The sequence below is a fragment of the Arthrobacter sp. BF1 genome (assembly GCF_056680215.1).
Genome location: NZ_CM155271.1, coordinates 1,879,146 through 1,905,553 on the forward strand (window position 1 = coordinate 1,879,146; position 26,408 = coordinate 1,905,553).

Here is a 26,408-nt window from a genome sequence, read left to right on the forward strand (position 1 = left end):
TGGGGGTGTGCCGAAGGCTCGCCGCCGGTTCGATGGCGCAGGAGGGCCAGTGCAACAACCAAGATGGGCGGCAGCGTCGCTCGCGGCGTGGGGAATCGCGCTTGCGGGGCTGGTGTTGCCGTCTGCCGGCACCATGCTGCCGTCCTCGGACGTGGTGGGAACTGCGGTCAGAGTCCCCGAACCGGTTGCACCCCAGGTGGCTTTTACCGAAGGTCGGGCCGAGATATACCAGGTCTCCCTTCCCGGTGCGGCTGCGCCCAAACCGTGGGAACAGCAGAAGGATCCAACCCCGTACAGGGCGGAACTGTCCGCCGCCTACGGTACGCGCCAGTTGGCCTATGTCAGTACCAAGGACAGTGCGCAGGGGGACGTGTACGTCTCCAAATCCGACGGTGCGAGTCATCAGCGCGCGACGTGCGACAACAGCGCGGCCGAATTTCATCCGGTGATTTCCCCGGACGGCAAAATGCTGGCATATGCATCGGATGGAAAGGGAAACCTTGATATCTGGATAAGTCGGCTGGGGGAGGCCTGCTCGCAGGCCCGGCAATTGACATTCTCCAAGGCTGCCGACACCTGGCCCGCCTGGGCTCCGGACTCGTCCTCCATCATCTTCAGCAGCGGACGGGAGGATTCTCTCGGCGACCTGTTCCAGTTGCCTGTTCCGGACCTGAGCGAAACTTCTGACCGAGCTTCAGAGGCTGGCCTCATCCAGCTCACAAGTGGACCTGACGCTGATACCCAGCCGGCTGCGTATCAGTCCGTGGACGCAGATTCAGGGTCCGGGCCGACCTGGGTCGCGTTCACCACCACCCGGTACGAACGAGCCGGAAGTCTGGCCGCGCTGAAGCTTCCGCCCGCCGGTGCCAAGGTGCCGGAAGTATTTCCACTTTGGCCCACAGCAACGGAAGCCGGTGGCCCACTCGCCCAGGGCTATGGAACATCGGAGCCTGCATGGTCTCCGGACGGCAACCGGATCGCCTTCACGTCGAGACGCGATGATCCGCGCGGCGACGTGTTAATAGCCGGGCTGGTGTTCGGTGACGATTCCTTCCGAATTGATCCGGCCCGGATAGTGGAGGCCGCCGCAGTTTCGGGCACATCCGAGTCCCACGCCGCTTGGCTTGGCGTTGACGGCGAGTACGCATCCATTGGGTACACCCGCCACACTGCAACGGCGGATATCTCCGACGCCAATGCGTCCAACGGTTCGGCGCGGCGTGTCATTGCTGCGGCAACATTGGACGACGCCGGACCTGCCTATTCCCCGGACGGAACGTCGATTGTGTGGGGCCAGGAGCTCGACAGGGGAGCCGGTTGGCAGCTGATCCGTGGCCGGGCGGACGGCGGGAATGCCAGCCCGCTGAACTATGAGCGCGGTGACCGCGACGTGGACGTTGATCCGGTTTGGTCCCCCGATGGGCGGCGTATTGCCTTTACCCGATATTTATGGACGGAGAAAGGCTATAGTGACCCGGCCACCTGGGTTGTGGACCTGGAGGCAAAACGCGATGAAGGTGCCCGGGCTCCCAGCCGCCGGGCCAGCAAGGTGCCACCGGAGGACGTGCGCTACGGCGAAGAGAACCCGGTTTGGTCCCCGGACGGCTCCTTCCTTGCAGTCGACCGGCGCTACGCGCCGGATCTCAAAATCGAGTTAAAGGCATCCCCGACCGTCCGGGCGGGGCAGGACATCAAAATAGAAGCAACCATAACGAATGCCGGGAAAGTCTCTACGGACCCGACAGAAATCACCCTCACCCTCCCACCGGGATTGGCAGCGGAGCCGGTTCCCGAGGGGTGCAAATTGGGGAAGGCTGAGGTCAGGTGCCAGGTGGGCACGTTGACCCCTGGAGCGGCTTCGGTTCAAGTCTGGACACTGCGCGCGAACACCCCCGGCGGCTGGGAGATCACCGCGCAGGTGCTGGAACCTTCCGACTCCAACCCCGCAAACAACAGAGCAACCTCGACTCTGACCGTTACCGGAGCATCCGACCTCGAGGTGAACCTCAAATCCGAGACCCGGATCCGATCAGGGTCGGAGGTACCCGTCCACGAAGTGACCGTCACAGCTACGGTCACGAACCGCGGCGAACTGGGTGCAGGCCCCAGCACCCTGACCTTTTCCGCTAACGGAGTCCTGGCCCTGCCCCCACGCTGTACCACGAAGCGTCCCTGCGCTGACCCGTGTCCGTCCACGGGGACCGCTGTCACGTGCCGTATCGAGGCACTGGCCCCGACGGCCACTGCGACCCGGAAAGTCGTCCTAACGGCCGCCACCACTGGGAAGGGGACCATCACCGGCGCCGTATCGAAAGACGCTGACGAGTTGATTATCGACAACAACACGACAACTTTAGAAGTGACCCTTGAGCAGATCATTCCCAGCCGGGGTCCTTCGGAGAGTGGGGTGCCGTCGCGGCCCCCTGTGCCGCAGTCTCCGCCCCCCGTAATCAACCTCCGCCTCATCTCCTCGCCGAGCAGTGCTCCGACCGTTGCCACAGCGAACGCACTGCAAACTCAATCGCTGCTTGCCTTGAAGCCGCTGCGTGAGCCGATCACGTCACCGCAGGAGTTGTGGGTGCTGAATTCCAGCACCGGACAAGCGAATCCGGTGACAGCCCCCAAGCCCTGTTCGGCCCCGTGCCCGGTCACCGGCGCGCACCCGGCCTGGTCACCGGACGGCACCAGGATTGTCGTCACCGACCGCGGAACGCTTAAAGATGTAGTGCTTAGAGACGCCGACGCGGCCGGCGGGCCGGACGTTCCTCACGCCGCCGCGTCCCTTGCCGCCGTCACCGGATTCGATGCGGCAGGCGCGCCGAGTGCCAGCCGGGGTGAAATTACTTCAGCGGAAGACCCTGCCTGGTCCCCGGACGGCGCCGAAATCTATTTCACCGGACAGGCCGCGGGCCAACCGGACCATCGCGGAATCTATGCCGTTTCCCCGGATGGCAGCAAACTCCGGACAGTCGTCCAGGGCCGCGGTCCGGAAACACAGCCCGCCCTTCAACCATGGGCTGATCTTGCTGTCCGACTGCCTGCGGATCCGGTCACCATATCCAAAGGGGACACTGCCACACTCAAGGCCTCTGCCGTCAACAACGGGCCCTCGCCGGCGGCGGCGGTGAAGTTCCTGCTCGAAACGACGGATGGGCTGACCGCCCTAGGCGCAACCACCAAGGGTTGTGACGTGTCAGCACGATCCGTGGAGTGCAGGCTCGACAAGCGGCTGGAAAAGGGCGCCACTGCCACCATCGAGATACAGGTGAAAGGCGAAGCCGCAGGCGAACACGTCGCCACCGCAACCGTCACTGCTGAAACCCCTGACCCACGCCCACCAGACAACCAGTCCCGGACGGGTACGCGGACCCCGGGAGAAGTGGCCTCGGACATAGCCGTAGACCTCACCCTGAGCCAACGCGAAGGCTGGACCGGCGGCAGGCCGGCGACGGCAAAAGCCAAAGTCACCAACAACGGCCCCGCCGCCGCCTCCGGTATCAGCATCAAGGTGTCCAATACAGGTCCCCTGACCCTCCAGCCAGCCGGAGGGTGCAGCGACTCACTGTGCTCGATGGACTCGCTTGAGCCGGGAGCCAGCCGCGAAGTCGAGCTGAAGTTTGCCATGCCGGCGAGTGAGCCGGCCGGAGGGGTAACTTCCCGCCCGGCAGAGATCAGCGTCGAGGTCAACGCGTCCACCACGGACCCCAAGCGAGAAAACAACACGGACCGTGAAGGGTTCACCGTCCGCCAACCGGGCGTCACCGTCTACCCCGCCGTCGGAAAACCGGGGGACGTGGTCACCGTAGTGGTGGAGGGCCTGCCACAGGGCGCCCCGGTGAAGTTTGCCTGGTCGAAGGGTATCCCGCCGTACTCAGCGGCAATAGAGCATGCGGGCACTGAGCTCCGCAGGGGCGTGCTGCTGGTTCGCCGCGACCAACTTGGAACGCGGGAAATCATCGTCACCAGCGCGGACCAAGAGAAACTTTTCGGAGAAATCCGCGCGCCCGTTCTGGTGGTCGCCCGCTCGGTAGCCCCGATGCCGGACTTCATTGGGAGGGGGTAGGCCGTGATCGCCCAGATCGACGACGCGTTGCGGACCTTGGTACGAACCGAGGCGCTGGACGGCTCGGAGGTGGACGTGGTCTTCGACGCGCCCACCAAGGACTGGGCCAGCCGGCGCAACGCCCCTACCGTCAATCTGTACCTCTACGACATCCGGGAAGACCTGCGTCGGAGGGAACGGGGACTGTCCGAAGATCGCGGAGATGACGGGTACGTCCGGACACGCCGCCCGGCTCCTCGCCATTTCAAGCTCTCCTACCTCGTCACAGCCTGGACGCAGCGGCCTGAAGACGAGCACCGTCTGCTGGACCAGCTGCTGCGGTGCTTCATCAGGCACGAGGCACTGCCGGACGAACTGGTTATCGGCCCGCTCGCGGAGACGGGACTCGTCGTTCCACTGACGGTGGGTCTGCCTCCTCCGGAGGACCGCGCGTTCGCGGACGTGTGGTCCGCGCTGGGGGGAGAACTGAAGCCGTCACTCGACATCGTCGTCATCGCTCCGGTTGCCACGGGCATCGTCTACGTGGCGGCACCGCCGGCTTCCCAGGGCACGCATGTGGATATGTCCGATCTGATCGGCGGGGGCTCCGATTCCGGCCGCCACCAGCACATCCCGCCACCCGCGGCGCTGGGCAGGTCCCGCCGCCCGGCACGGTGACCACGGTGGCGCGGGTTCGATGACAGGCGATTCCAGTCTCGCCCACGTGCTTGGCCGCGTGGGGGTGGTGGAGGAGCGAATCCGTCTCCTCGTAGCGCTGCGCCGCGCCGACGACCCGCAGCCTGATGACCCGTTCCGCGGGCTCTACCTCAGCGATGAGGCCGTCGACCGTCTGCTCGGGCAGGAATCTGCGGAGCAGGGCGACGACGGGACGGATTCAGGTCAGGAGCGGCATTCACCGCGCCTCGAGGAATGCGAGGCCCGGGCGGACGCCGCCGAGGCCACCGGGCACCGGCTGAGGCTGCGTGAACTGGCCGCCACCTTCGGCCTGTCGGATCTGGATGTCGATCTGCTGCTGGTTGCGCTCGCAGCCGACCTTGACCCGCGCTTTGAGCAGCTGTTCGGCTACCTGAACGACGACGTCACCCGGCGCCGTCCGTCCGTCGCCGTCGCGCTGGCGCTGTGCGGCACCCCGTTGTCAGCGTCCGACGGACGTGCACGGGTGCTGTCCGGTCCGCTGATCACCGGCGGCCTGCTCGTCGTCGAGGACCCCGACCGTCCACTGCCGGGGAGGGCGCTGCGGGTGCCGGACCGCGTCGTCGGGCATCTCCTGGGCGGTGATACGCCCGAACTGTCCCTTCAAGGCCTGCTGGCCGAACCGCCGCCGGTTGCCTGGGGAGATACCGTGCCGCTGGAACGGGCGCTCCGGGCGGGTGTCCGCCTTGCTTACCTGCGGGAGCCGGCCACAGGCTCGGGCCGGGTGCTGGCCGCGGGCGCCCTGAGCGCTGCGGGCTACGGCGCAGTCCTGTTCGACCTGACCCGGCTGGCCGCCGAGCGTGAGCCGCTCCAACTCGTAGACGCTGCCGTGCGGGAAGCGCGGCTCCGCGGCGCCGGGCTGGTGGCGGGGCCGCTTGCTGCAGTGTCGGACCGGCCGGCAGTGCTCGAATCCCTGCATGCGGAACCGCAGCCTGTGATTCTTGTGGGAGACGCCGCCTGGGATCCTGCATGGACAACCCGGCCCCCACTGCTGGTGGAGGTTCCTGCCAGCACATCGGCGGAACGGTCAACCCTTTGGCGCAGGGCGCTCGGCGTCATGAACGGGCTCGACGTTGAGGCCGCCACGTCGACGTTCCGGCTACGGCCCGAGCAGGTTGCCCGGGCTGCAGGATCCGCGCGGGTGCAGGCCACGCTGACCCCGGACGGACACATCACGGCGTCTCACCTCGGCGCGGGGGCGAGGGCGGAAAACGGTTCAGCCCTGGACCGCCTGGCCCGTCGCGTGGAGCCGGTGGTGGGCTGGGAGGACCTGGTCCTGCCGGATGCCGTGCTGCTGGCGCTGAAGGAAGTGGCGTTGCGGGCCAAGCACCGTGAGCAGGTCCTCGGTGACTGGGCAATGCGGCCCGGTGCCGGCCGCGGACACGGTGTCGCGGCGCTGTTTGCCGGGGATTCGGGCACCGGCAAGACCATGTCCGCGGAGGTTGTGGCCCGTGCGCTGGGACTGGACCTGTACGTGGTGGACCTGGCCACCGTCGTCGACAAATACGTGGGCGAGACCGAGAAGAACCTGGAACGGATCTTCACGGCAGCGGGAGGCATCAACGGCGTCCTGCTCTTCGACGAGGCCGACGCCGTCTTCGGGCGCCGCTCCGAGGTGAAGGACGCCCACGACCGCTACGCCAACATCGAAAGCGCCTACCTGCTCCAGCGGATGGAGACGTTCGACGGCCTGGCCATCCTCGCGACGAACCTGCGCGCCAACATCGACGAGGCGTTCACCCGCCGGCTGGACGTCGTCGTCGATTTTCCGCTCCCGGATGCCGCGCATCGCCGGATTCTGTGGGACCGCTGCCTGGGACGGACGCTGGACCGGGCGGGGGACATCGACCTCCCCTTCCTGGGGCAGGCCTTCGAACTTGCCGGCGGAGCCATCCGCTCCGCCGCGGTCACTGCCGCCTATCTGGCAGCGGACGACGGCGGCACTGTCACCATGACCCACCTGGTCACCGCGGTGCAGCGTGAGTACCGCAAGCTGGGGCGTCTGACGCTGCAGAGCGAGTTCGGCACGTACTGGGGGATGCTCACGATGCCGCGAAGCACCGGGGGGTAGGCCGGGTTTTGCCCCTCGGGGCACGGCCAATTGCCCGTTTGGACGCCGTGGCGGAGCTTGCGGGCCGTACTTGCGGGGCGCATCGTCGGTGTAGGTCTGATGAAAGGGGTCCACCATGCACAGCCACGACCACGACCAGTCCGACGTCGACGGGCTGCTCAGCAAGCCCGCCCGGAAGGAAGCCGCTGACCCGGCCGTGCTGTTCCGGGCTGCCGCTGCCGGCCGGACGGACGTTGTCGGGTCCCACGGGATGCTGGCGCTGCAGCGCGCCGTGGGGAACAGCGGCGTCCGCGCGATGACGGAAGAGGACCGATCACCCGTACTGGACGTCGTCTCGTCGGGCGGCGGCCAGCCGCTGGAGGAACCGGTGCGCGCCGACATGGAGGGCCGGCTGGGCCACAGCTTCTCGGACGTCCGGGTCCACACGGGGGAGGCGGCGCACAATTCTGCCGCATCCGTGAATGCCCATGCCTACACGGTGGGGTCCAACATCGTTTTCCAGCGGGACAAATACGACCCCGGTTCGGATGCCGGCAAGACGATGATTGCCCACGAGCTGACGCATGTTGTCCAGCAGCGGAGCGGGCCGGTGGACGGAACCGCGACGGGCAGCGGGGTGCGGGTCAGCGATCCGTCCGATCGCTTTGAGCGCGAGGCCGCAGCAACAGCGGAGCGGGCGATGTCCGCACCGGCAGCTGCGGCGACGGTACAGCGGGCCGGTGGCGCCGCCGTCGTGCAGCGCGACGCGGATGAGGACACGGCCCAAGGGGCGTTTGTGGACGGTGCCTCCGTGCAGCGCGAAGAGGAGGAAGAGGAAACTGCCCAGGGCTCCTTCATGGATGCGCGGTCCGTCCAGCGCGACGAGGCGGAAGAGGAAGAGTCGGGCTGATCCCGGCGGGAGCGGTCCATGGCGACGACTTTTCGGGGCGGACCGGGTAAGGTGCCAGCGCAACGCGCCGGCCCAACAGTGGCGCGCCAGCCTCAGAGGGCACCAAGTATGCTCCAAATGATGCAGCGGAGCGCCGGTAACGCGGCTGTTGCCTCCTACGTTCAAAGGCTGGCTGAGAGCCCCGGACCGGTCCGCCCATCAGGACTGGCGCCCGGCAGTGACCCGCGCTTTCTCGCGGTCACGTCAAAGGTAGCTTCCCAAGGGAACTCATTCCGTCAACACCCACCACCGCGGGCCGAAGTCGAAAAGGTCAAGAACGCTGCCGTCCCGCCGGCAGGGGACAAGGAAGCGCAGGCAAAGGAAGCCCAAGCTGCAACGATGGCCGGGGCCAAACCCGGAGGTTTCGACAAGGCGGGATTCATCGCTGCAGTGAAAGGTGCTATCGCGGCCCAGACCCCGAAGTCCTTTGAGGAGGCGGAGGAATTTGGCAGTTCTGGAAAAACGGAGGCAGTTAAAAGTCAGGTAGCCGGCAAGGTAACGGATGGGAAAGCTGCCTCCGCGAAGGACATCGCAGATAAGACTGCCGCCGCACCCGATCAATCGAAGGCTGTCGATAAGCCGGTGACGCCGCTTGCGCCGGACAAACAACCTGCCGCAGTGCACGTAGATACTGCGGCCGGCATGCCGGCACCTGCCCCCGCTGAACAGACAGATTTAAGTGGCGGTAAACGGGATACTGATGCGGCCATGGCCGACGCAGACGTCTCCGAACAGCAGCTGGCGGCCGCAAACGAACCCGAGTTCGTCGGGGCTGTCGCCGCGAAGAAGGCCGGTGAAGAGCACTCGATGTCGGCCCCAGCAGCCTTTAGGGAGTCTGAGGCCGCCCGGCTCGGATCTGCCAGACAGGCGGCGCAGGGCGCTGGTGCCGTGGGGCTGGGCGGTATGCTCGCCGCGAAGAAGGGCGCACTGGGCAAAGCCGGCGCTGCCAAAGGCTCGGCGAAAGCGAAGGATGAAGCCGAACGGGCGAAGGTGGCCAGCGAGGTCAAAGCCATATTCGACGCGACCAAGAAAGACGTCGACGCCATTCTCGGATCCCTTGACGGGGCTGTTTCCAAAGAGTTCACCGACGGTGAGAAGACCATCCGCGATGCGTTCACGGCCGACGTGAAAAAACGCATGGCCGACTACAAGAAACGCCGCTACTCGGGGTTGGGCGGTGACCTGCTCTGGGCCAAGGACAAAATCTTCAACCTGCCCAAAGAAGCGGACCAAGAGTACGTCGCTGCGCGGCTGAAGTATGAGAGCGAAATGGCGGCATTGATCGGCCGTATTGCCGACACCATTGGCGAGCGTCTCTCGGCGGCCAAGGACCGCATTGTCAAGGGCCGTTCAGAGATCAAGGCCTACGTAGACTCCAAGCCGAAGAATTTGCAGAAAGTCGCGCAAGACGCGGCGTCGCAGTTTGCCGCGCAGTTCAACCAGTTGGAAAGTGACATCGACTCGAAGAAGGACTCGTTGGTGCAGGACCTCGCGGCGAAGTACGTCGAATCCCGGACAGCCGTGGATGCCGAGATCACGGCGATGCAAGACGAAAACAAGGGCCTCTGGGATCAGGCAAAGGATGCCGTGGGCGGGGCGATCAAGACAGTCCTGCAGCTCAAGGACATGCTTTTCAACGTTTTGGCCCGCGCTGCAAACGCCGTGGGAAAGATCATCAAGGATCCCATTGGGTTCCTTGGCAACTTCGTCAGTGCCGTCAAAGGCGGGATCGTCCAGTTTGGACAGAACATCGCCGAACACCTCAGGAAAGGCCTGCAGGGCTGGCTTCTTGGTGCCCTGGCGGAGGGCGGGATTGAACTGCCGCAGAAGTTCGATATCAAGGGTGTTGTCCAGCTGCTGATGTCGATCTTCGGTCTGACCTTAGAGCACATCAAGGCGCGGATAATAGCAAAAATTGGTGCGCCCGCCATGGAAAAGGTGATGGACGGCTTTACCGTGATCAAGATCCTGGTCGCCGAAGGTATTGGTGGCATTTGGAAGTGGGTGCAGGAAAAAGTCGGGAATGTCAAAGAGATGATCATGACCCAGATCCAGCAGATGGTCTCGGTGGAGATCATCAAAGCCGGAATCGTCTGGCTAATCTCTTTGCTGAACCCGGCATCCGCGTTCGTCAAAGCCTGCAAAATGATTTACGACGTCGTGATGTTCTTCGTGGAGAAGGCTGCCCAGATAAAGGAATTTGTCGACGCAGTGCTCGATTCCGTGGAGTCGATTGCCGCTGGCGGAGTGGGTGCCGTGGCGGGTTACATCGAAAAGACGCTGGCCAAAATGCTGCCGGTCCTCATTGGCTTCCTTGCTTCGCTCCTGGGCCTGGGTGGCATCTCCGGAAAAATCAAGAAGCTCCTTGAGACCCTTCAAAAGCCCATGAATGCTGTCGTGGACTGGGTGGTCACAAATGCGATCAAGTACGGCAAGAAGTTCCTGGGCTTTGCAAAGAAGGTGGGCAGTAAACTCAAAGCCAAAGGCACGGAATTGCTCGGTAAGGCGAAGAAGAAACTCGGGATCAAAGAGAAGACGTCCGAGCAGATCGCGAAGGAGAAGCAGGACCGGCTAGACAAAGGTGTGGCTGCCGGGGTGAAGGCCGTGAATCGGCTCAAGGGCAAGGCTGTGGGTGAGCAGATTCTTAAGCCACTCCTGACGGCTATCCGTATCCGCTACGGAATGGCGATCCTTGAACCCGTGAAGCAAGGACAAAAATGGGGCGTTCATGGGAAGGTAAACCCAGAATCTATCAAAAAATCGGATCTGGACATCGGCTTGGGCTTTGACGAGATTCTGCGTCATCTTAGCGAGCCGCCACTGCAGAATCTAGTCATTGCTTTGGATTATTTGTCGCCGGAAACGCATGCCTTCGTGACATTTCCGAAGGGCATGAAAACGTACACGAACAAAAACGGAGCCCACGCGGAGTGGCAATTTGACAAGGATGTCCGTGCTAACTTGCTGAAAAACTCGGACGGGCGAAAGTATAAGAATGGGAGCGTAATTCCACTAACAATGCGGATAAATCGAACCCCGTGTGATACCTGTATGTTGGTCCTCGATCACCTCAAATCTGCAACCATCCAAGGGAGGCGTGTCGAACTAACAATATTATCCACGAGCGCATACGGAGGTACTAGATGGGAAAAGTGGCTGGCGCAGCATCCTGAGGATCCGCGGATCCCGGTGCCCATTCTCAGGAGCTCGCTCGAGAATCTGGCCTCTCTCCAAGCTCGGGGCGTCAAACTTGGTGTCTGGGACATATGGGCTGAAATTGGTGAAGCTGTAGTTAAGGGGGATGAAAGGCTGGCCGGTCTCGATCCCAACGTGCTGAAGAGGAATAAAGCTGCCGCAGGTATCCTGAGTGGCGTACTCGCTGAAGCACAGCGCCGTCTTAGCGTCCCATCGGGGATGCGGAAGTGAAACTCCTGCCCCTTCGTGCACCCCATCCTTCCCGTCAGCGCATCCGCATAGCCGTACCGCCACAGGCCTCCCCGCTGGACCCTTGAATCACGTTTCGGTTCATCGAGGAGACAAAAATGCCAAGCTATCTTTCGCCAGGTGTATACGTCCATGAGGTCGAAGCGGGGACGCGTCCGATCGAGGGCGTGGGCACTGCGGTGGCCGCCTTCGTCGGGCTCGCCGCCAAAGGCCCGGACAACGAGCCCACGCTCGTGTCCAACTGGACCCAGTTTTCGGAGACGTTCGGGGACTTCATCCCCGGCTCCTACCTGGCCCATTCGGTCTACGGCTACTTCCTGAACGGCGGAGGCAACTGCTACGTCGTCCGGATCGGCGCCAACGGAACGCGCGAGGAAAAGCCAAAGCAGCAGCACAAGGCCGTAACCGCAGCCCCCATGGCAGAACTTGGCGGATACCGCCTGACGGCGAAGTCCAACGCGGCCAACCCCAAGCCGGTGACGGTGGAAATCGCCGACCCAGGAGGCGAGAACCCTCCCGAGGACCAGTTCAAGATCGTCGTCTCGGTTGAAGGCAAACCGCCCGAGGTCTGGGACAACGTGACCACCAAACGTGGCAACAACAACGCAGCAACCAAGGTCAGCGCGGAATCCAAGATCGTCACCATTGAGGAAGTCGCCACGGGCGGGGCCCTCGTAAAGCCCGACAAAGGAACTATCCAGCTGGTCGCACCCGAACCTGAGCCCGAACCGCCCAGCACCGACGAACTAAACGTGGACGACTACGTCGGCGACGCAGCCGACCGGACCGGATTCAGCGGCCTGGAAGCCGTCGACGAAGTAACCATGGTGTCCGTCCCCGATCTGATGGCCGCCTATGAACAGGGCTCCATTGACCTTGAAACCGTCAAAGCGGTCCAGCTCGCCGCCATTGCCCACTGCGAACTGATGGGCAACCGGATCGCCATCATCGACTCGCCACCGAACCTGAATGCCCAGCAGATTAAGAACTGGCGCATGGACGGTGGCGGCTACGACTCCAAGTTCGCGGCCCTCTACTGGCCATGGGTGAAAACCTTCGATCCCTCCACGGGAACCAGCAGGTTCATTCCGCCGTCAGGTCACATGGCCGGTGTCTGGGCACGGAACGATGACACACGTGGCGTCCATAAGGCTCCGGCCAATGAGGTCATCCGTGGCGTCACCAGCCTGCAGACCCAGATCACCAAGACCGAGCAGGAGCTGCTGAACCCCATCGGGGTCAACTGCATCCGCACTTTCCCGGGCCGGGGGATCCGCGTCTGGGGAGCCCGCACGATGTCCAGCGACGCCGAATGGCGGTACTTGAATGTCCGGCGCCTGTTCAACTACCTGGAGGAGTCCATCCTGCAGGGGACACAGTGGGCGGTCTTCGAACCGAACGACCCCGCCCTGTGGGCCCGCATCCGCCGTACCATCAGCGCTTTCCTGACCAATGAATGGCGCAAGGGTGCGCTCTTCGGGCTGACCCCCGAGCAGGCCTTCTTTGTGAAGTGCGACTTCGAAACCAACCCGGCCGAAGGCATCGATGCAGGTCAGGTTGTGTGCCAGGTGGGAGTTGCCCCCGTGAAGCCGGCCGAGTTTGTCATTTTCCAGCTATCCCAGTTCTCCGGCGGCACCAGCCTCGTGAGTGAGTAAGTACAGTTCAAAAGGAGCAAGACCATGGCCCTCGGCGATTTTGACAACTCATCAGCCAACGCCTTCTCAGTCACAATCGACGGCATTGAGGTTCCACGCGTGATAGAGGTCAGCGGCCTGAAGACCGAGGTCGACAAGATTGAGCTGAAGCAGCAGATGCAGGACGGCAAGTACGTTGTCCGCCAACTCATCGGGCGGCCGAAGGCGGGAACATTCTCGGTCACGAGAGGACTGACGGACAGCAAGACCGTCACTGACTGGCTCAGGATCGTCATGGATGGCGACGTTGCCGGTGCCCGCAAGACGGCCGCCGTCTCGTTGCTCGACTACAAAGGCGACACGCTGAAAACCTACAACTTCGTCAATTGCTGGGTGCAGAGTGTTGAACTGAACTCGCTCAAGGCAGGCGCCACCGAGCAGGCCACAGAGAAATTCACCATCTGCTACGACGAATCAACCATCTCGTGATGCAGCGGACACATGGCGGCGGGGTGTTCGCGGAACCGAACCTGGAGAACGGGCACCAGTCGGATCGGCGCGCCGACAGGGGAGGGCCAGCGGACCGCCAAGAGCTCCGCACGGAGTTCAGCTTCACCTTGCCGCGAGGGTACATGGACCAGGACGGAGCAATCCACAAAGACGGAGTCATGCGGCTGGCGACTGCCCGGGACGAGCTGCTGCCCCTTTACGATGCCCGCGTCCAGGAGAACGCCGCCTACACCACAGTGGTCCTCCTGGGCCGCGTCATCACCTCGCTCGGCACGCTCGGAGCCGTTTCCTCCGCCGTCGTCGAGAGCATGTTCGCCTCTGACGTCGCCTTCCTGCAGGACTTCTACCGCCGGATCAATGCCGAGGGCCACACCCGGATCGCCGTGACGTGCCCTGAGTGCTCCCACCGGTTCACTGCCGACCTTGCCGGTGGCCGCCTGGGGGAATCATGACGTACGCCCCGGACCGGATCTATGAGGAGGTGGCGTACGTGGCCTACCACTTTCATTGGCCGCTCAACGACATCCTGGACCTGGAACACGGCCAGCGCCTCCGCTACGTCAAGGAAATCGCCGGAATCAACACCCGGCTGTCCCAGGAGCGGTGAACCATGCGGTGGCCTTGGCAACGCGAGCGGACCGGACCCCCGGCTGGCACGCTCCGCGGCGGGCCCACGGAACCGGCTGCGCCCGGTTCCCACGTTCCGCCCTCCGGCTGGGCCTTCCTGCCGCCACTGCAACGCACCGTCGGAAATATTCAGCTGACTTCGGATCCCGGGCATTTCGCAGGAGCCCTTGCCTCGTGGAACGATCCGTCCTTCACCGGCCCCATGACTCATCTGGTCAGCGCAGCAGCACCCCCGGGATTTATTGATGTCGACGGCGGCGGCCCTGTTTCGGGAAACGCCGCGTACTCGCCGTCGCCAGTGGAGATGACGCTGCTACCGCCGCCGGCGCCACGCATTCGCACGACGCCGAACAGAGCGGGAAGCGCTGGCTCGCTTCAGCGCACGGCGTCCGACGGCGGCACTCCCGCCGGTGCCTCCCTCCTGGCCGCTGAACCAGAGGCATTTCCGGTGCTTCACGTTGACGCCATCCCGCTCCAGCCGCCTTCGGCGGCCGATATGCCCGCTGCGTCCGCCACTCCGGCGGACCCCGGAACGTCCGAACCGCCCTTCTCAGAGGCGGCAGGAGAATCTTTCCGAGCCAGCGTGCCCTCGCAACCGGGCCCTTCCGGCCGCCCCGAGGGCAGCACATCCGATGGGCACGCCACCTATGTTCCGCTGCCCTCGGCACCAGCCGTGCAACGGGCCTTGTCCGGGACGGGCGGGGCCTCGAAGCAGTACCAGCACGTGCCGCATCCGTCCAAGCTGGGGCTCGGAATGCCGCTGTCCTTTTCCGGACCCGTCACGCCCTCGGAACCGACGGCTTCGGACGGGCCGTCACAGAAGGCAGTGCAGCGTTCGCCAACAAGTCCGCGCGGTTCCTCTGACACCCTGGACCTGGCACCTGTCCAGGCGCCGGAGCCACAAGACGAGCCAGCCGGCCCGGCCGCCCTCAGGGAGGGCGAACCACAGGTTTGGCCGCCAGCCGACGAGACGCCGGTCCCGTTGTTATCGGGCCAGGTTCGTGACGAACCAGCTGACCATTTAGGCCCCGCCGCTACGCAGAAGACGCTCCTCGCCGCAGTCGGCGATACCACCGCACCCAACATGCCGATCGTGTCCCGGTTCGGGCCTATCGTTAGCGGAACGCCCGCCGTCCAGGAGGTCGGAGTCGATCCCGACGTACGCGAAGCCCACTCCAAGCACTTGGCGAGCGCCGGTTCGGCGGCAGACTTTTCTGGAAACGGCGATGCGAGCGCCCGGACCGCCGTGGCGGACGCTGCGCTCTCACCCGTCACGCAGCGCGCCGAAGTTGTCGCCGAACCCTTCGCTGAAGCCTCAACCCGCCCGTCCCTGCCACTCACTCCCGTTTCCGTACGCGGCGCCGCTTCCACCGGAGAGGCCTCGGTCCAACGCGATGCCGGGAACGACGCGCCAGCAGAACCGGGGTCGGGCGCTGAATTGTTGGCGCAGGATCCCGTACCCGGCATCCGGGATGTGTACGGTCCAACGACTACCGGACCGGGCGACAGCGGCCAACGCCGCGGGGGAAGCCCTGAATCAACTTCGTCCCTGACCCTCCCCACAGCCACCACTCCGGTTGTCCTGCGGGTTATCCGCACGGCTTCCCCCGGAACCAGGCCCGAAACGTGGCAGCGCCTCATCGCGTTGCCCGCCGCGGCGCAACCTGTGTATGCCGTGACGCTTCCCCTTCCCGCGCCGGCGTTAAGCCCGGGCGGACGGGACATTGACGAAATTGGTGACGCTGCCACACTGCCCGGGCTGGCCATGAACTTGATTAGCGACCCTGCTGCACCGCCGCCGATGCCAGTGGGAGTCATCAGAGATGCCGGCACACGAGTGAATGCCGGCATTCACGGTGATTCCGGCACATACGGTGCTGCCGGCTTCCACGGCGACACCAAAAGCGGCTCCGACTTCGACATGGTCCCCGGCCCCGCGGCAGCAGCTCCCGCCGTCGATCTGGTGCCTGCGGCACCTCCGCGGCAGAGTGCCGCCGTCGGACGTTCCATTCAGAGAACAGTTGCCCTGGACGGCGTATGGTCCACTGCCGACGCCGGGCCAGGAACGCTTGCCCCCTCTCACTGGGCCGTTGAAACGGTGTCCGCAACGAATGGCGCAGGAACACAATCCGCAGGACGGGGTGGCGGCATTATCCAGCGCTCGGCTGCATTCTCGGCCGTGTTCCCTCGCCACGTCGAACTGGCGACTGCCGGCGTAGCTTCTCGACAGGTGGGCCCTGCCGGCACCGCCGGACTGGCGGTCCCTACCGGCGCGCCTGCCAATGAGTACTCTTCGCCTGCCCTTGTCCTGAGCCCCGCTGCTCAGCCCGCCGACCAGGCCACAGCAAGCGCCGTTGCTCAGCGGGAGGTCACCCCCTTTCCACCGGAAGCCCAATCCGGGGCTTCTGTGGCAGGTCCTGCGCCCGCCGCTGGACTCCCAACCGCAGCGCCGGATACTGCAGGTTTCGCGGCTTCCGTGCAGACCGACGCCGAGTCTGCTCCGGCCGGAGACGCCCGGCAGGCGCCAGCCGCGAGCGGAAACGGCCGGGCAGGGCCAGAGCCGCAGAGCCCGGGTGCTCCGGCAGCCACGCCAGAACAGCTGGAAGAGCTAGCCAAGCGGCTTACCGGACCGCTGATTCGTCGCATCAAAGCTGAGATGCTGCTGGACCGCGAGCGCCGCGGCCTGCGGACCGATGTGAACTGAGGAAATCATGCTGCAAGACATAGATACCGCGGTCAGCGTCCGCTACACCGTGGCCCTGGATAACGTGAGCTTGGGAACCTTCAGCACGTGCGAGGGACTGGGATGCGAAGTGGTCATCGAATCCCGGGAGGAAGGTGGCAACAACTCGTTTGTCTGGCAACTGCCCACCCGGCTTAAGTATCCGAATATCACCCTGACCAGGCCGTTGGGGAAGGATACCGAAAAAATTGCCAAGTGGTTTGCCGGGATAGCGTCCGGCTACACCCGCTGTACCGGCATCATCGAGGTCATGTCTGCCAACGGCAATAAGATCGCTGGCTGGGAACTCTACGACGTGGTCCCGGTGCGCTGGAAAGGTCCCTCACTCAACCCGGACCAGCCGAAAGTGATCATGGAGTCACTGGAGATCGCGCACCACGGATTTGTCTCCAAGCTGGACCGGTAGGGGCCGGCCATGACAACCAAGACCCGGGCTGCAAAGGCGGCGGACGCGGAGGATGCCAATCCGGCGGCGGCCGCCGCAATCGCTGCCGGCCGCAAAGCCCATGACGGAGGCGAAGAAGCGCTCAAGCTGTCGCACGCGTACCTGGAACTCCGCGAACCGTCCAAAGATGGATCGCTGGACAAAGGCGGGCCGCCGATAGGCCGCATCAAATTCCAGTTCAACCCCAAGGAACTGACACTGGGCAAGTCGGCGTCCTGGAGTCGGCAGACTGCCAAGGGCAACAAGAAGGCGGGGCCGCCGCAGTACAACGGACCAATGCCCTCCAAGCTCTCCTTGGAGATGTTCTTTGACGCATCCGCAAAGCAGGACGGTGAAGTGGTCAAGCGGGTGGAGCAGCTGATTTCCTGCTGTACTCCCACTCCCGCATCCCTGAAGCAGAACAAGGGATCCCCGCCGTGGGTGCTGTTCCGCTGGGGGGATCTGACCGGGTCGCTTTCCTATATAGCCAGCGTGCAGGTCAAGTACACCCTGTTCACCGCTGCAGGGCTTCCGGTGCGTGCCACCTGCACCGTGGCACTTGAAGAGATAGCGGGGGAACCGCCGAAGCAGAACCCGACGTCAGGCGGTCTGGTGCCGCGCCGCGTTCATGTCCTCGTCGAGGGGGAGACGCTCGCCGGCATCGCCTACAACGAGTACGGAACCCCGTCCCTGTGGCGGGCAGTTGCCGCAGCCAACGGGATTGATGATCCGATGCGGCTGCGGTCCGGCCTGTCCATATTGCTGCCCGCGGTGGATGAGCTGCCGTCAGCGGCACTGCAGGACGACCTGCCCGACGGGCGGGGGGTGCTCCGTGGCGCACGGTGACGAATTCAGCAACATGCTGCTGGTGGAAGTCGCCGGCCAGCCGCTTCCTCCGGAGATTGCCGCACGGCTCGTGTCCGGCTACATCGACGACAGCAGCAATGTACCGGACCTGTTCCTGCTGAGGTTCAGCGATGAGTATTCGACGGTGCTGGACAAAGCAGGAATCAGCATCGGGGTGCCGGTCAAGCTGATGGTCCAACAGAGCGGCCCCGGCGGCCCTGCGCCTTTAATGTCCGGCGAGGTCACCGCCGTGGAAACGGAAATGGATCACGACGGCATGCACACCATCGTCCGGGGGTTGGACCATTCCCACCGCCTGTTCCGGGGACGCCGGGTAGAGGCATACCTGCAATGCACGGCCGCGGACATCGTCCGCAAGGTGGCGCGTCGCGCCGGAATCGAGGCCGGCACGATCGACGCCAAAGGCCCTGTGCTGCAGCACGTGGCCCAGGACGGCATCAGCGACTGGGACTTCCTGCACAGACTGGCCGCCGAGGCCGGCGTGGTCCTGTCCGTGTCTGGCGGCTCGCTGCACTTCACGTCGTCGACTGATGCAGCGACAGCCCCGCCGGATTCCGGCGGTGCGAGAAACGAGCCGCTTGTGCTCGAAAGGGGCGTGAACCTTGTGTCCCTGCATGGAACTGTCACGTCCGCTGAACAGGTTCCGGACGTGGAGGTCAGGGGCTGGGACGTTGCGGCGAAACGGGCGATTGTAGCCGTCGCACCGGCAAAGACACGTAGCGCCAAGCTGCCGGACGTGAACCCCGTGGCGCTCGCCAAGAAATTCAACAGCCCGCGCTATGTTGCTCCGGCCACAGCTTTCGACCAGGCGGCACAGTGCGACGCTACAGCTGCGGCCCTCGCCTCCCGCCTGAGCGGCTCGTTCGCCGAACTGGAAGGTGTTGCCCGCGGAAACCCCAAGCTGCGGGCCGGTACGGCTGTCTCCCTGAAGGGGGCCGGGAGGCCATTCGACGGGAGCTACACTCTGAGCTCATCGCGGCACGACTTCAGCCCCGATACCGGCTATCTCACCACGTTCGCAGTGAGCCACGAATCCGAGCGTTCACTCTACGGAGTTGCGGCCGGAGCGAACAGCAGGGCCTCCGTTCCCGCAGTCGTCAATGCAGTGGTGACCGCCGCAAAGGATCCCGAGAACCAAGGCCGGGTCAAGGTGAAGTTTCCCGTCCTGTCGGATAACTACGAGAGTTGGTGGGCGCGCACCGTTCAGGCCGGCGCGGGCGCGTCGCGCGGCGCAGTGGTCCTCCCGGAGGTGGGCGACGAGGTCCTCGTCGCCTTCGGACACGGCAGCTTCCAGCAGCCTTTTGTCCTGGGAGGCCTGTACAACGGCAAGGACAAACCCGACAAGCAGTGGGCAGACCATGTGGGTTCCACCGATGGTGCTGTCCGGCGCCGCGCCTTCGTGTCCCGGTCCGGCATGCTCGTAGAGTTCCTTGAATCTTCTGACGGCGAACAACTCACCGTCAGCACCAACGGCGGAAGACAAAGGATCACGCTTGTCCAGAAACCAGATGCCGCTATTGAGGTCCTTTCCGAAGGGCCGGTCAACATCACCGCGAAGAAGGACGTTTCAGTCACGACGGCAACGGGCGAGGTGAAGATCAAGGGCAAGAAGGTGACCGTGGAAGCGTCGACTGGCCTCGAACTGAAAGGTGCCACCGTAAAGATCACTGGCAGCATGTCGGCTGAACTCAAGGCACCGAACGTCAAGGTTGCGGGAGACGCAACAGCCGAACTGAGCGGCGGCGCTACTACAACGGTCAAGGGCGGTCTGGTCCGCATCAACTGAATGCGAACACCAGCCGACGACAGGAGGAATGACGTGGGACAGGAATTCATCGGTGCCGGCTGGGCGTTCCCGCTTCGAACCGACAGGACGGGCGGCATCGCGCTGGTTCGGGATCAGCGTGAGATCGAGGAAAGCATCCATCTCATCCTGGCGACATCACCGGGGGAGCGGCCCATGCGTCCGGAATTCGGTTGCGCTGTCCACGACTACGTTTTTGCGCCAGCGGATGCCGCAACAGCCGGAGACATCGCATACGTGGTCCGCGTAGCACTGAACCGCTGGGAGCCCCGGATCGATGTTGAAAACGTGCTGGTCCACCTCGATGGGGCCGACGACGGCGTGATGCTGATCGACATTCAGTACACCATCAGGGGCACCAACGACCCCCGGAACCTTGTGTTCCCCTTCTATGTCATCCCGCGTAGCGGGGAAGAACGTGACTACTGATGCTGCCCTCACCCAACCTTGACGATCGCCGCTTCCAGGACCTTGTGGATGACGCAAAGCGCCTGATCGCAAACTACTGCCCGGAGTGGACTGACCACAATGTCTCCGATCCTGGGGTGACCCTCATAGAATCGTTCGCTTTTATGGTTGATCAGCTGTTTTACCGGCTCAACCGCGTGCCGGACCGCCTGTATGTCGCTTTTTTGGATCTGCTGGGCGTCACACTCCACCCACCGACGGCCGCCTCAGTTGAGCTGTTGATGTGGCTCTCAGCACCCCAACCCGACGCCGTCAAGATTCCGCAGGGGACTGAAGCGTCCACCCGGCGCACCGAGGAGGACGAAGCCGTAGTGTTCGCCACTACGCGGACGCTGACCATTCCTCCGCGCCGCCTGGCCCACATCATGGCCCAGACCGACGGCGGGGTCCCAGTGCCACATCCGGAGGCTATGCATGGGGACGGCGGTTTCGCCTGCTTCAACACCCCGCCGGTGCCGGGGGACGTCCTGCTGCTCGGGCTCAACGACCCGGCGCCATCATGCGCAACGGTCCTGCGCTTCGACTGCGAGGTCAGGGGTGTTGGAGTCAACCCGCAGAACCCGCCGCTGGTGTGGGAAGCGTGGGACGGCACTGCCTGGGTTTCCTGCGACCTGGACAGTGACGGAACCGGCGGCCTGAACCGACCAGGTGACGTTGTTATCCACCTGCCACACAACCACACGGCCTCCGTACTAGCCGGCTCCAGGGGTGGCTGGTTGCGCTGCCGCGTCGTGGAGCCCGACACCGGCTACCCCTCATACAGCGCGTCACCCACTGTGCGGTCCGCGAGCGCTTTCATCATGGGCGGGTCAGTGCCGGCCATTCATGCGGAGACCATAGCCGATGAGGTGATCGGCATGTCGGAGGGCGTTCCGGGGGAGTCCTTTGAACTGGGCAGGCACCCTGTGGTGCCTGGCGGCCAGGATTTCGTGATTGAGATAGCTTCCGGCTCCGGTTGGGATTCCTGGACGGAAGTGGATTCGTTCGCCGGATGTGAACCGGATGACATGGTCTTTGTACTTGACCGCACGGCCGGCACGGTGCACTTCCCGCCCGCCACCCGCGAACCGGACGGGACCCTGCGCTACTACGGGGCAGTGCCGTCGGCCGGCAGCCTGGTCCGCGTTCCGCATTACCGTACGGGAGGCGGTCCAAAGGGAAATGTCGCCACCCGCGCCATTTCCGTGCTGCGGTCCACCATTCCATTTGTCAACAGCGTCGAGAACCGCCGCGCGGCCCACGGCGGTGTGGCTCCGGAAACGATTGAACAGGCCAAGGTCCGCGGCCCGTTGGCACTGCGCACCAGGGACCGTGCCATCACCGCTGAGGACTACGAACAGTTGGCGAAGAGAGCAGCGCCGGACATTGCCCGGGTCCGCTGCATCCCGGCCACGGCAGCGGACGATGCTGGCGGGGTGCGTGTGCTGGTGGTCCCCGCCGCCGTTCGGGACAAGGAACAACGCATCGCCTTTGAAGATCTGGTTCCGGACGACCAGACCCTCGCTGAGGTGGCCTCTTATCTGGATGCACGCCGACCCGTAGGGGCCCGGGTACTGGTGGAACCGCCCTTCTACCGCGGTGTTACCGTGGTTGCCCGGCTCACGGCACGTCCCCGGATCTCGCGTGAGGTCCTGCAACGGGATGCCCTGCAGGCGCTCTACCAGTATTTCGATCCGATCAGCGGCGGTCCTGACGGTGACGGATGGCCCTTTGGCCGTCCCGTTCACACCGGCGAAGTCCACGCGGTGCTTCAGGGGCTGGCCGGAACCGAGATTGTGGACGAGGTGCTGGTGTTCGCCGCGGATCCAATCACGGGCCGGCGGGGAGAACCACTGCAGCGGGTGGATGTGGAACGGAACGCGTTGGTGTTTTCCTTCGACCACCGTGTTCGTGTTGTGGAAGGGGCCTGACATGCGCGGCATGGTGAACGGACTTACCAGCGCCGTACCGCTGGCGCCCCGGCTGCCCGCCGTCCTCCAGGAGGACGATTTCCTCCGGCAGTTCCTAAGGGCTTTCGACGATGCCCTCGCGCCGGTGTTCACGACGCTGGACGGACTGGACTCCTACTTTGACCCGCGCCTGGCCCCCGAGGATTTCCTGGATTGGCTCGCGGACTGGGTGGGTATCCGGCTGGACGAGTCGTGGCAGACGGACCAGCGGCGCGCCGTGGTCGCCAACGCGGCAATGATCCACCGCCGCCGAGGTACCGTCCCCGGGGTGGCCGACGCCGTTCGGCTTGCAGTTGGCGGGGCCCTGGATGTGCAGATCGAGGACAGCGGTGGTGCGTCGTGGTCATCGACTCCCGGGGCGGACCTTCCGGGCAGCCCGGCTGCATTGCTTCATGTCCGGGTGTTCGCCCCTTCGCAGGAGGATGTCAACGTTCGACGCCTGGAGGGGGTTATCAACGCTGTGAAACCGGCCCACGTATTTCACAAGCTGGAGATTGTGCCCCGAGTCACCCTGTTGCCGGACGATTCCTAAGGAGCCCAAGGTGCTGATCTGCGGAGATTGCAGTGCCCGGAACAACGACGGCGAGAGCTTCTGCAGCAATTGCGGTGCCTATCTCGTTTGGCAGGGTGAGCCGGGGGAACCACGGCAAAGCGCAACAGAAAAGCCCGGGTCAGATCCCGGCCCTGCCATGAAAACGGTGCTCTTGCCAAAGCTTCCTCCGCCGCCGGACCACGCCCCGAGTCATGCGCCGGCCCAAGGGCCCGGCTCTACACCGGGCCCGGCACCACGGGCTGGCAAGGTCGCCAGCCTTCTTCCCCCCGTGCCGCGGGTAACCCTCATGGCCGGCGGCTCCCGTGAGGACGATGCTCCAGGTGCCGTCAAGGCAGGGAAGCCTGCCGTACCCGTGACCGATGGCAGCACCGGGCCCGGTGAGGTAAAACCGGGCAAGCGGACAACCCCACCTCCGGCGGCCGCCCTTCCTCCCGGTAATGAGCCGCCGCCAGCTCCGGGCGAGCTGATTTGCGGTCGATGCGGGACAGGGAACAAATCCGACCGCAACTTCTGCCGACGGTGTGCAGCGAGCCTCAAGGAGGCCGCCGTTGTTCCGCCACCGCCGTGGTGGCGTCGGCTCGCATCGAAACGCGCGAAGCCTTCCCTGCCCGCCGGGACCCGGCCGAAACGCAAACGGCGCCGGTTCCCCGTCAGGCTCGTATCCTTTCTGGCGGTGCTCGGCGTTCTTGGCGGCGCAGCCTACGCGGGCAAGGATGCGATTGCCGGTGGTGTGGAACGTGTCCAAGACATCCTGTTCAGCGGAGATGAACGCGCCATTAAGGCCACTGCATCGAGTTCAGCACGTGACCGGGGGGCCGATCTGGCGATAGACACCTTCAAGAACACGTCATGGGCCGCGGGAGTGACGGGCAATACGGCAGACCAATACCTTGACATTACTTTCGAACGGGAAATCCGCTTGACGTACATCTACGTCACCGGCGTGCCAGACAGCGAACGGCGTCCGCGGAGTGTGGAGATTATTGCACTTGAAGCCGACGGCGAGCATCCCATCAAAACGTTCGCGTTGATGGACGTGTCGGCAAGGCAGGACGTCTACGTCGGCGCAGACCGGGTTTCTTCGGTTCGGTTCAGGATCCTCGACTCGTCGGGTCCGGAGGAAGCACCCGTGGCCGTCGCAGAGATTCAGTTCTCAAGCCGACGATGACGTTGTCAGGCGTTGTGCGGCCAGGGCCGGCCGGGACTCCCAACGCGTTCAGCACGACGTCGTATCTCCTCTGCGCCCGTTGTGCGGCGGCCGGATCCCCTAACTGTCGGAACGTCTCAACCAGGGTCCGCCACGATTCATCCCGCCAAGGATCGATTTCAACGCTCCGCGTTGCGGCGGCGGCCGCTGCGGCCGAGTTCCCTAAACCAAACTCCACCCCTGCGAGCGATGCGGCAGCTTCGGCAGCCCGCATGCGGTACCTTTCGCGCGTCCCGGCGGCCCATTCGGCCGGCCCATCCTCGGGGAGCACCTCGCCCGTGTAGAGCTCCACGGCGCGGCGAAGTTCCACTGCCGCGCCGGAGTTGTCGCCGGCCGACCTAGCCTTCGAGGCGGCACAGAGTGCGTCGTCGAAGTCAGCAAGGTCAAAGGTGGACCCTGTCCCGAGCACCAGTGCATAGGCCTCGCCTTGTCGGGCCAGAAGCTGCGGGCAGTCGGACGTCCCTTCAGGCTGCAGTGCGCCCCGAAGGCAGGACACGCTCACCTGCAGGGCATGAAGAGCAGCTGGCGGGTCCAAGTCGGGCCAGAGTACGCCTGCGAGCTTCTCCCGGTGCACCAACCGGCCCGCGTTGAGCGAAAGAATCCGCAGCACGGTACGTGCCTGGGGCCGGATCTTGGCGAGGTCCACCGCTATGCCGTCACGGCGAAGGGCGAACCCACTGAAACACGCAACGTCCAGCGATGGCAGCCGGGCGCCCCGGCGCGGTGCTTCTGTTCGGCCGGGCTCCTGACTTGTTGAAGGCGGCAGGTCGGTGGCCACAGCCCGCTGCATACGGGCCGGAAGGCCCCGCTGCTGAACCTTCGGGACCAGCCAGGTCCAAGGACGGCACAGCATGCCTGCAGACTGCCCGGTTTGCGTGGCCTGCCGCATCAGCTCTTCATACTCGTCAGGCTCCTGGAGTGCCATGGCTGCGTATGCGATGGCAAGGGCACCGGGCACGGCAGCGGCACGTGCGAATGCTTCGGCGGTCTGCACGGTGTCGAGGGCTCCCGGGATGTCGAGGTTTGCGTCGACAAGTGCTTGCGCGGAGCGGGCCCAAGCTTCGAGCGTGCCAGCCGAAAGCCGGCGGAAGCGCAAAGCTAGGGCCTCAAGCTGCTCAGGATCTGTGGCTCCCGCCCGCAGACGTATGAGCGCTGCGGCAGCGGCGACGAGCGCCGCCCCCCATTCGTCGCCCCGGTCCTCGCAGGCTGCAATGACAGCGTCCACTGCCTTGACACCCGCAGGGGTCCTGCGCAGTGCCGCCTGGATGCCGTGAGCCAGTCGGCACAGCCACGTTAGGCCCCGCCGTTCTGTCTGGACCAGGACCGCGTCGACCTCAGCGGCGGCGGCACCAGAGGCCGTGCCTGAGTTGTCGTGCCCAAATACGGCCAGGACAAGTTGCGCCGCGAGGGCCGACCCGGGGCAGGTGTCGGGCCGCTCGGCAGCCACAATTAGCAGTGGCAGCGCGGATTTCTGGTCTCCCGCCACCAGAAGGGACAATCCCGCGGCCAGCATGGTTTCGGGCTGGCGCTGGTTTTCCAGCGAGCGTGCTGCAGCAGCACACGGATTACTGTGGACGGCATTCCGTAACTCCCACGACGGGGCAATTTCGGACGGCGGGGCGATGACGGGCGGCGGGGCAGCCTCACCCGCCCACACGGCTGCTGTCAGACGAAGATCCCGGGCAACGCGCCGGCAATCGCTGTCGGCCGTTAGTTCGGGTACTCGGGCGGCGGCACGCTCCGCCGCAGCGGCGAGCCCGTCGTCGACCATTTGGCGGGAGCGCGCCAGCATTGTCCAAGCGTCGTCCCGCAAAACGGAATCAGGCAGCGATGCCGCCCACCTGCACATTCCGGGCAGTACCGCTGACGTGCCGGCCCGCCGAAGAGACTGCCCCACTGCCTTCCAGTCATTACCCTCGGCCAGGACCTGAAGCCCTGCGCCCACCGCACCTTCCTGTTCCAGAATGGCCGCGGTTCGCTGCCGGAGCCCGACCTGCGCATCTGCCCCCGCATCGCTGAGGCCGGCAAGGAGGTACTGCCGCAGGACCGTCGGCGTCCGGAACGCCGCTCCGTCGTCGTCCATGGATAGGACCCCAAGGCGCTCGAGCTGCTGGAGCAGCACCTGGCTGTCGTTTCTATCGAGAAGCGCATCGCAACGGGATGGCGTGAGGACTTCAAGCAGGCACGAGACGTGCAGCAATTCCTCCATCTCGGCTGAGATTCCGGCCAGGAGGTGGTGGGTCAGGTAGTCCCGGGCAAATCGTGACGTCGCGCCGAGAGATTCCGCGGAACGCCGCCGTTCTGCACTGGTCCGGTTCTTCGTTGCGAGGTGGAAGAGCTGCAGTGCTGCGGCCCAGCCCTCGGTCATCTGAGCCAGATTTGAGACGCCGTCGGGGCTGAGCGGCTGCCTGTAAGTCTTGCGG

At 64.6% G+C, this 26,408-nt stretch carries 18 protein-coding genes; 17 read left to right on the forward strand and 1 reads right to left on the reverse strand.

Features of this window, described 5'->3' with window-relative positions; translation table 11 throughout:
• The first annotated feature begins 49 nt into the window (after window positions 1-49).
• The 17 genes from AC1MCD_RS08810 (at window position 50) to AC1MCD_RS08890 (ending at window position 23,946) form a co-directional block, all read left to right on the forward strand.
• Complete coding sequence (locus AC1MCD_RS08810) at window positions 50-4,063, forward strand: hypothetical protein (protein WP_498677700.1); 4,014 nt, start codon at window positions 50-52, stop codon at window positions 4,061-4,063.
• 3 nt (window positions 4,064-4,066) lie between these two features.
• Complete coding sequence (locus tag AC1MCD_RS08815) at window positions 4,067-4,720, forward strand: Pvc16 family protein (RefSeq protein ID WP_498677702.1); 654 nt, start codon at window positions 4,067-4,069, stop codon at window positions 4,718-4,720.
• A gap of 19 nt (window positions 4,721-4,739) precedes the next feature.
• The gene (locus tag AC1MCD_RS08820) at window positions 4,740-6,827 is read left to right on the forward strand and encodes an ATP-binding protein (RefSeq protein WP_498677704.1); all 2,088 of its coding nucleotides are present in this window, start codon (window positions 4,740-4,742) and stop codon (window positions 6,825-6,827) included.
• A gap of 115 nt (window positions 6,828-6,942) precedes the next feature.
• A complete protein-coding gene (locus AC1MCD_RS08825) occupies window positions 6,943-7,716 on the forward strand; it encodes an eCIS core domain-containing protein (protein ID WP_498677706.1) in 774 nt (257 codons plus the stop codon).
• A gap of 117 nt (window positions 7,717-7,833) precedes the next feature.
• Window positions 7,834-11,181 (forward strand): phage tail protein, encoded by a 3,348-nt coding sequence (locus AC1MCD_RS08830; RefSeq protein WP_498677709.1) that lies wholly within the window; start codon window positions 7,834-7,836, stop codon window positions 11,179-11,181.
• 116 nt (window positions 11,182-11,297) lie between these two features.
• Window positions 11,298-12,854, forward strand: a complete 1,557-nt coding sequence (locus AC1MCD_RS08835) for a phage tail sheath family protein (protein ID WP_498677712.1) — start codon at window positions 11,298-11,300, stop codon at window positions 12,852-12,854.
• A 24-nt stretch (window positions 12,855-12,878) separates the two neighbouring features.
• A complete protein-coding gene (locus tag AC1MCD_RS08840; protein ID WP_190989141.1) occupies window positions 12,879-13,322 on the forward strand; it encodes a phage tail protein in 444 nt (147 codons plus the stop codon).
• The gene (locus tag AC1MCD_RS08845) at window positions 13,322-13,795 is read left to right on the forward strand and encodes a hypothetical protein (protein ID WP_498677715.1); all 474 of its coding nucleotides are present in this window, start codon (window positions 13,322-13,324) and stop codon (window positions 13,793-13,795) included. Before AC1MCD_RS08840 ends, AC1MCD_RS08845 begins: the two co-directional genes overlap by 1 nt.
• Complete coding sequence (locus AC1MCD_RS08850; protein ID WP_190989140.1) at window positions 13,792-13,950, forward strand: DUF6760 family protein; 159 nt, start codon at window positions 13,792-13,794, stop codon at window positions 13,948-13,950. Before AC1MCD_RS08845 ends, AC1MCD_RS08850 begins: the two co-directional genes overlap by 4 nt.
• Window positions 13,951-14,172: 222 nt before the next feature.
• Complete coding sequence (locus AC1MCD_RS08855; RefSeq protein ID WP_498677717.1) at window positions 14,173-16,674, forward strand: hypothetical protein; 2,502 nt, start codon at window positions 14,173-14,175, stop codon at window positions 16,672-16,674.
• A gap of 7 nt (window positions 16,675-16,681) precedes the next feature.
• The gene (locus AC1MCD_RS08860) at window positions 16,682-17,119 is read left to right on the forward strand and encodes a phage tail protein (RefSeq protein WP_498677719.1); all 438 of its coding nucleotides are present in this window, start codon (window positions 16,682-16,684) and stop codon (window positions 17,117-17,119) included.
• A 9-nt stretch (window positions 17,120-17,128) separates the two neighbouring features.
• A complete protein-coding gene (locus tag AC1MCD_RS08865; RefSeq protein ID WP_498677721.1) occupies window positions 17,129-17,983 on the forward strand; it encodes a CIS tube protein in 855 nt (284 codons plus the stop codon).
• Window positions 17,970-19,790 (forward strand): VgrG-related protein, encoded by a 1,821-nt coding sequence (locus AC1MCD_RS08870; protein WP_498677723.1) that lies wholly within the window; start codon window positions 17,970-17,972, stop codon window positions 19,788-19,790. Before AC1MCD_RS08865 ends, AC1MCD_RS08870 begins: the two co-directional genes overlap by 14 nt.
• 33 nt (window positions 19,791-19,823) lie before the next feature.
• Window positions 19,824-20,237 (forward strand): GPW/gp25 family protein, encoded by a 414-nt coding sequence (locus AC1MCD_RS08875; protein ID WP_498677728.1) that lies wholly within the window; start codon window positions 19,824-19,826, stop codon window positions 20,235-20,237.
• A complete protein-coding gene (locus AC1MCD_RS08880; RefSeq protein ID WP_498677730.1) occupies window positions 20,237-22,186 on the forward strand; it encodes a putative baseplate assembly protein in 1,950 nt (649 codons plus the stop codon). The genes AC1MCD_RS08875 and AC1MCD_RS08880 overlap by 1 nt, the downstream gene beginning before the upstream one ends.
• 1 nt (window position 22,187) lies before the next feature.
• On the forward strand, window positions 22,188-22,757 hold the full coding sequence (locus AC1MCD_RS08885; RefSeq protein ID WP_498677732.1) for a phage tail protein I: 570 nt from the start codon (window positions 22,188-22,190) through the stop codon (window positions 22,755-22,757).
• A gap of 694 nt (window positions 22,758-23,451) precedes the next feature.
• Window positions 23,452-23,946, forward strand: coding sequence for a discoidin domain-containing protein (locus AC1MCD_RS08890; RefSeq protein ID WP_498677734.1), 495 nt, complete (start codon window positions 23,452-23,454; stop codon window positions 23,944-23,946).
• On the opposite strand, the gene AC1MCD_RS08895 is transcribed toward AC1MCD_RS08890, so the two are convergent.
• On the reverse strand, window positions 23,870-26,353 hold the full coding sequence (locus AC1MCD_RS08895) for an AfsR/SARP family transcriptional regulator (protein ID WP_498678253.1): 2,484 nt from the start codon (window positions 26,351-26,353) through the stop codon (window positions 23,870-23,872). The genes AC1MCD_RS08890 and AC1MCD_RS08895 overlap by 77 nt on opposite strands.
• Window positions 26,354-26,408 lie beyond the last annotated feature (55 nt).

Coding starts and splice junctions, on each gene's coding strand:
- AC1MCD_RS08820 (WP_498677704.1), top strand. CDS start 4,740: ATGACAGGCGATTCCAGTCTCGCCCACGTGCTTGGCCGCGTGGGGGTG.
- AC1MCD_RS08825 (WP_498677706.1), top strand. CDS start 6,943: ATGCACAGCCACGACCACGACCAGTCCGACGTCGACGGGCTGCTCAGC.
- AC1MCD_RS08830 (WP_498677709.1), top strand. CDS start 7,834: ATGATGCAGCGGAGCGCCGGTAACGCGGCTGTTGCCTCCTACGTTCAA.
- AC1MCD_RS08835 (WP_498677712.1), top strand. CDS start 11,298: ATGCCAAGCTATCTTTCGCCAGGTGTATACGTCCATGAGGTCGAAGCG.
- AC1MCD_RS08840 (WP_190989141.1), top strand. CDS start 12,879: ATGGCCCTCGGCGATTTTGACAACTCATCAGCCAACGCCTTCTCAGTC.
- AC1MCD_RS08845 (WP_498677715.1), top strand. CDS start 13,322: ATGCAGCGGACACATGGCGGCGGGGTGTTCGCGGAACCGAACCTGGAG.
- AC1MCD_RS08850 (WP_190989140.1), top strand. CDS start 13,792: ATGACGTACGCCCCGGACCGGATCTATGAGGAGGTGGCGTACGTGGCC.
- AC1MCD_RS08855 (WP_498677717.1), top strand. CDS start 14,173: ATGACTCATCTGGTCAGCGCAGCAGCACCCCCGGGATTTATTGATGTC.
- AC1MCD_RS08860 (WP_498677719.1), top strand. CDS start 16,682: ATGCTGCAAGACATAGATACCGCGGTCAGCGTCCGCTACACCGTGGCC.
- AC1MCD_RS08865 (WP_498677721.1), top strand. CDS start 17,129: ATGACAACCAAGACCCGGGCTGCAAAGGCGGCGGACGCGGAGGATGCC.
- AC1MCD_RS08880 (WP_498677730.1), top strand. CDS start 20,237: ATGCTGCCCTCACCCAACCTTGACGATCGCCGCTTCCAGGACCTTGTG.
- AC1MCD_RS08885 (WP_498677732.1), top strand. CDS start 22,188: ATGCGCGGCATGGTGAACGGACTTACCAGCGCCGTACCGCTGGCGCCC.
- AC1MCD_RS08895 (WP_498678253.1), bottom strand. CDS start 26,353: ATGACCGAGGGCTGGGCCGCAGCACTGCAGCTCTTCCACCTCGCAACG.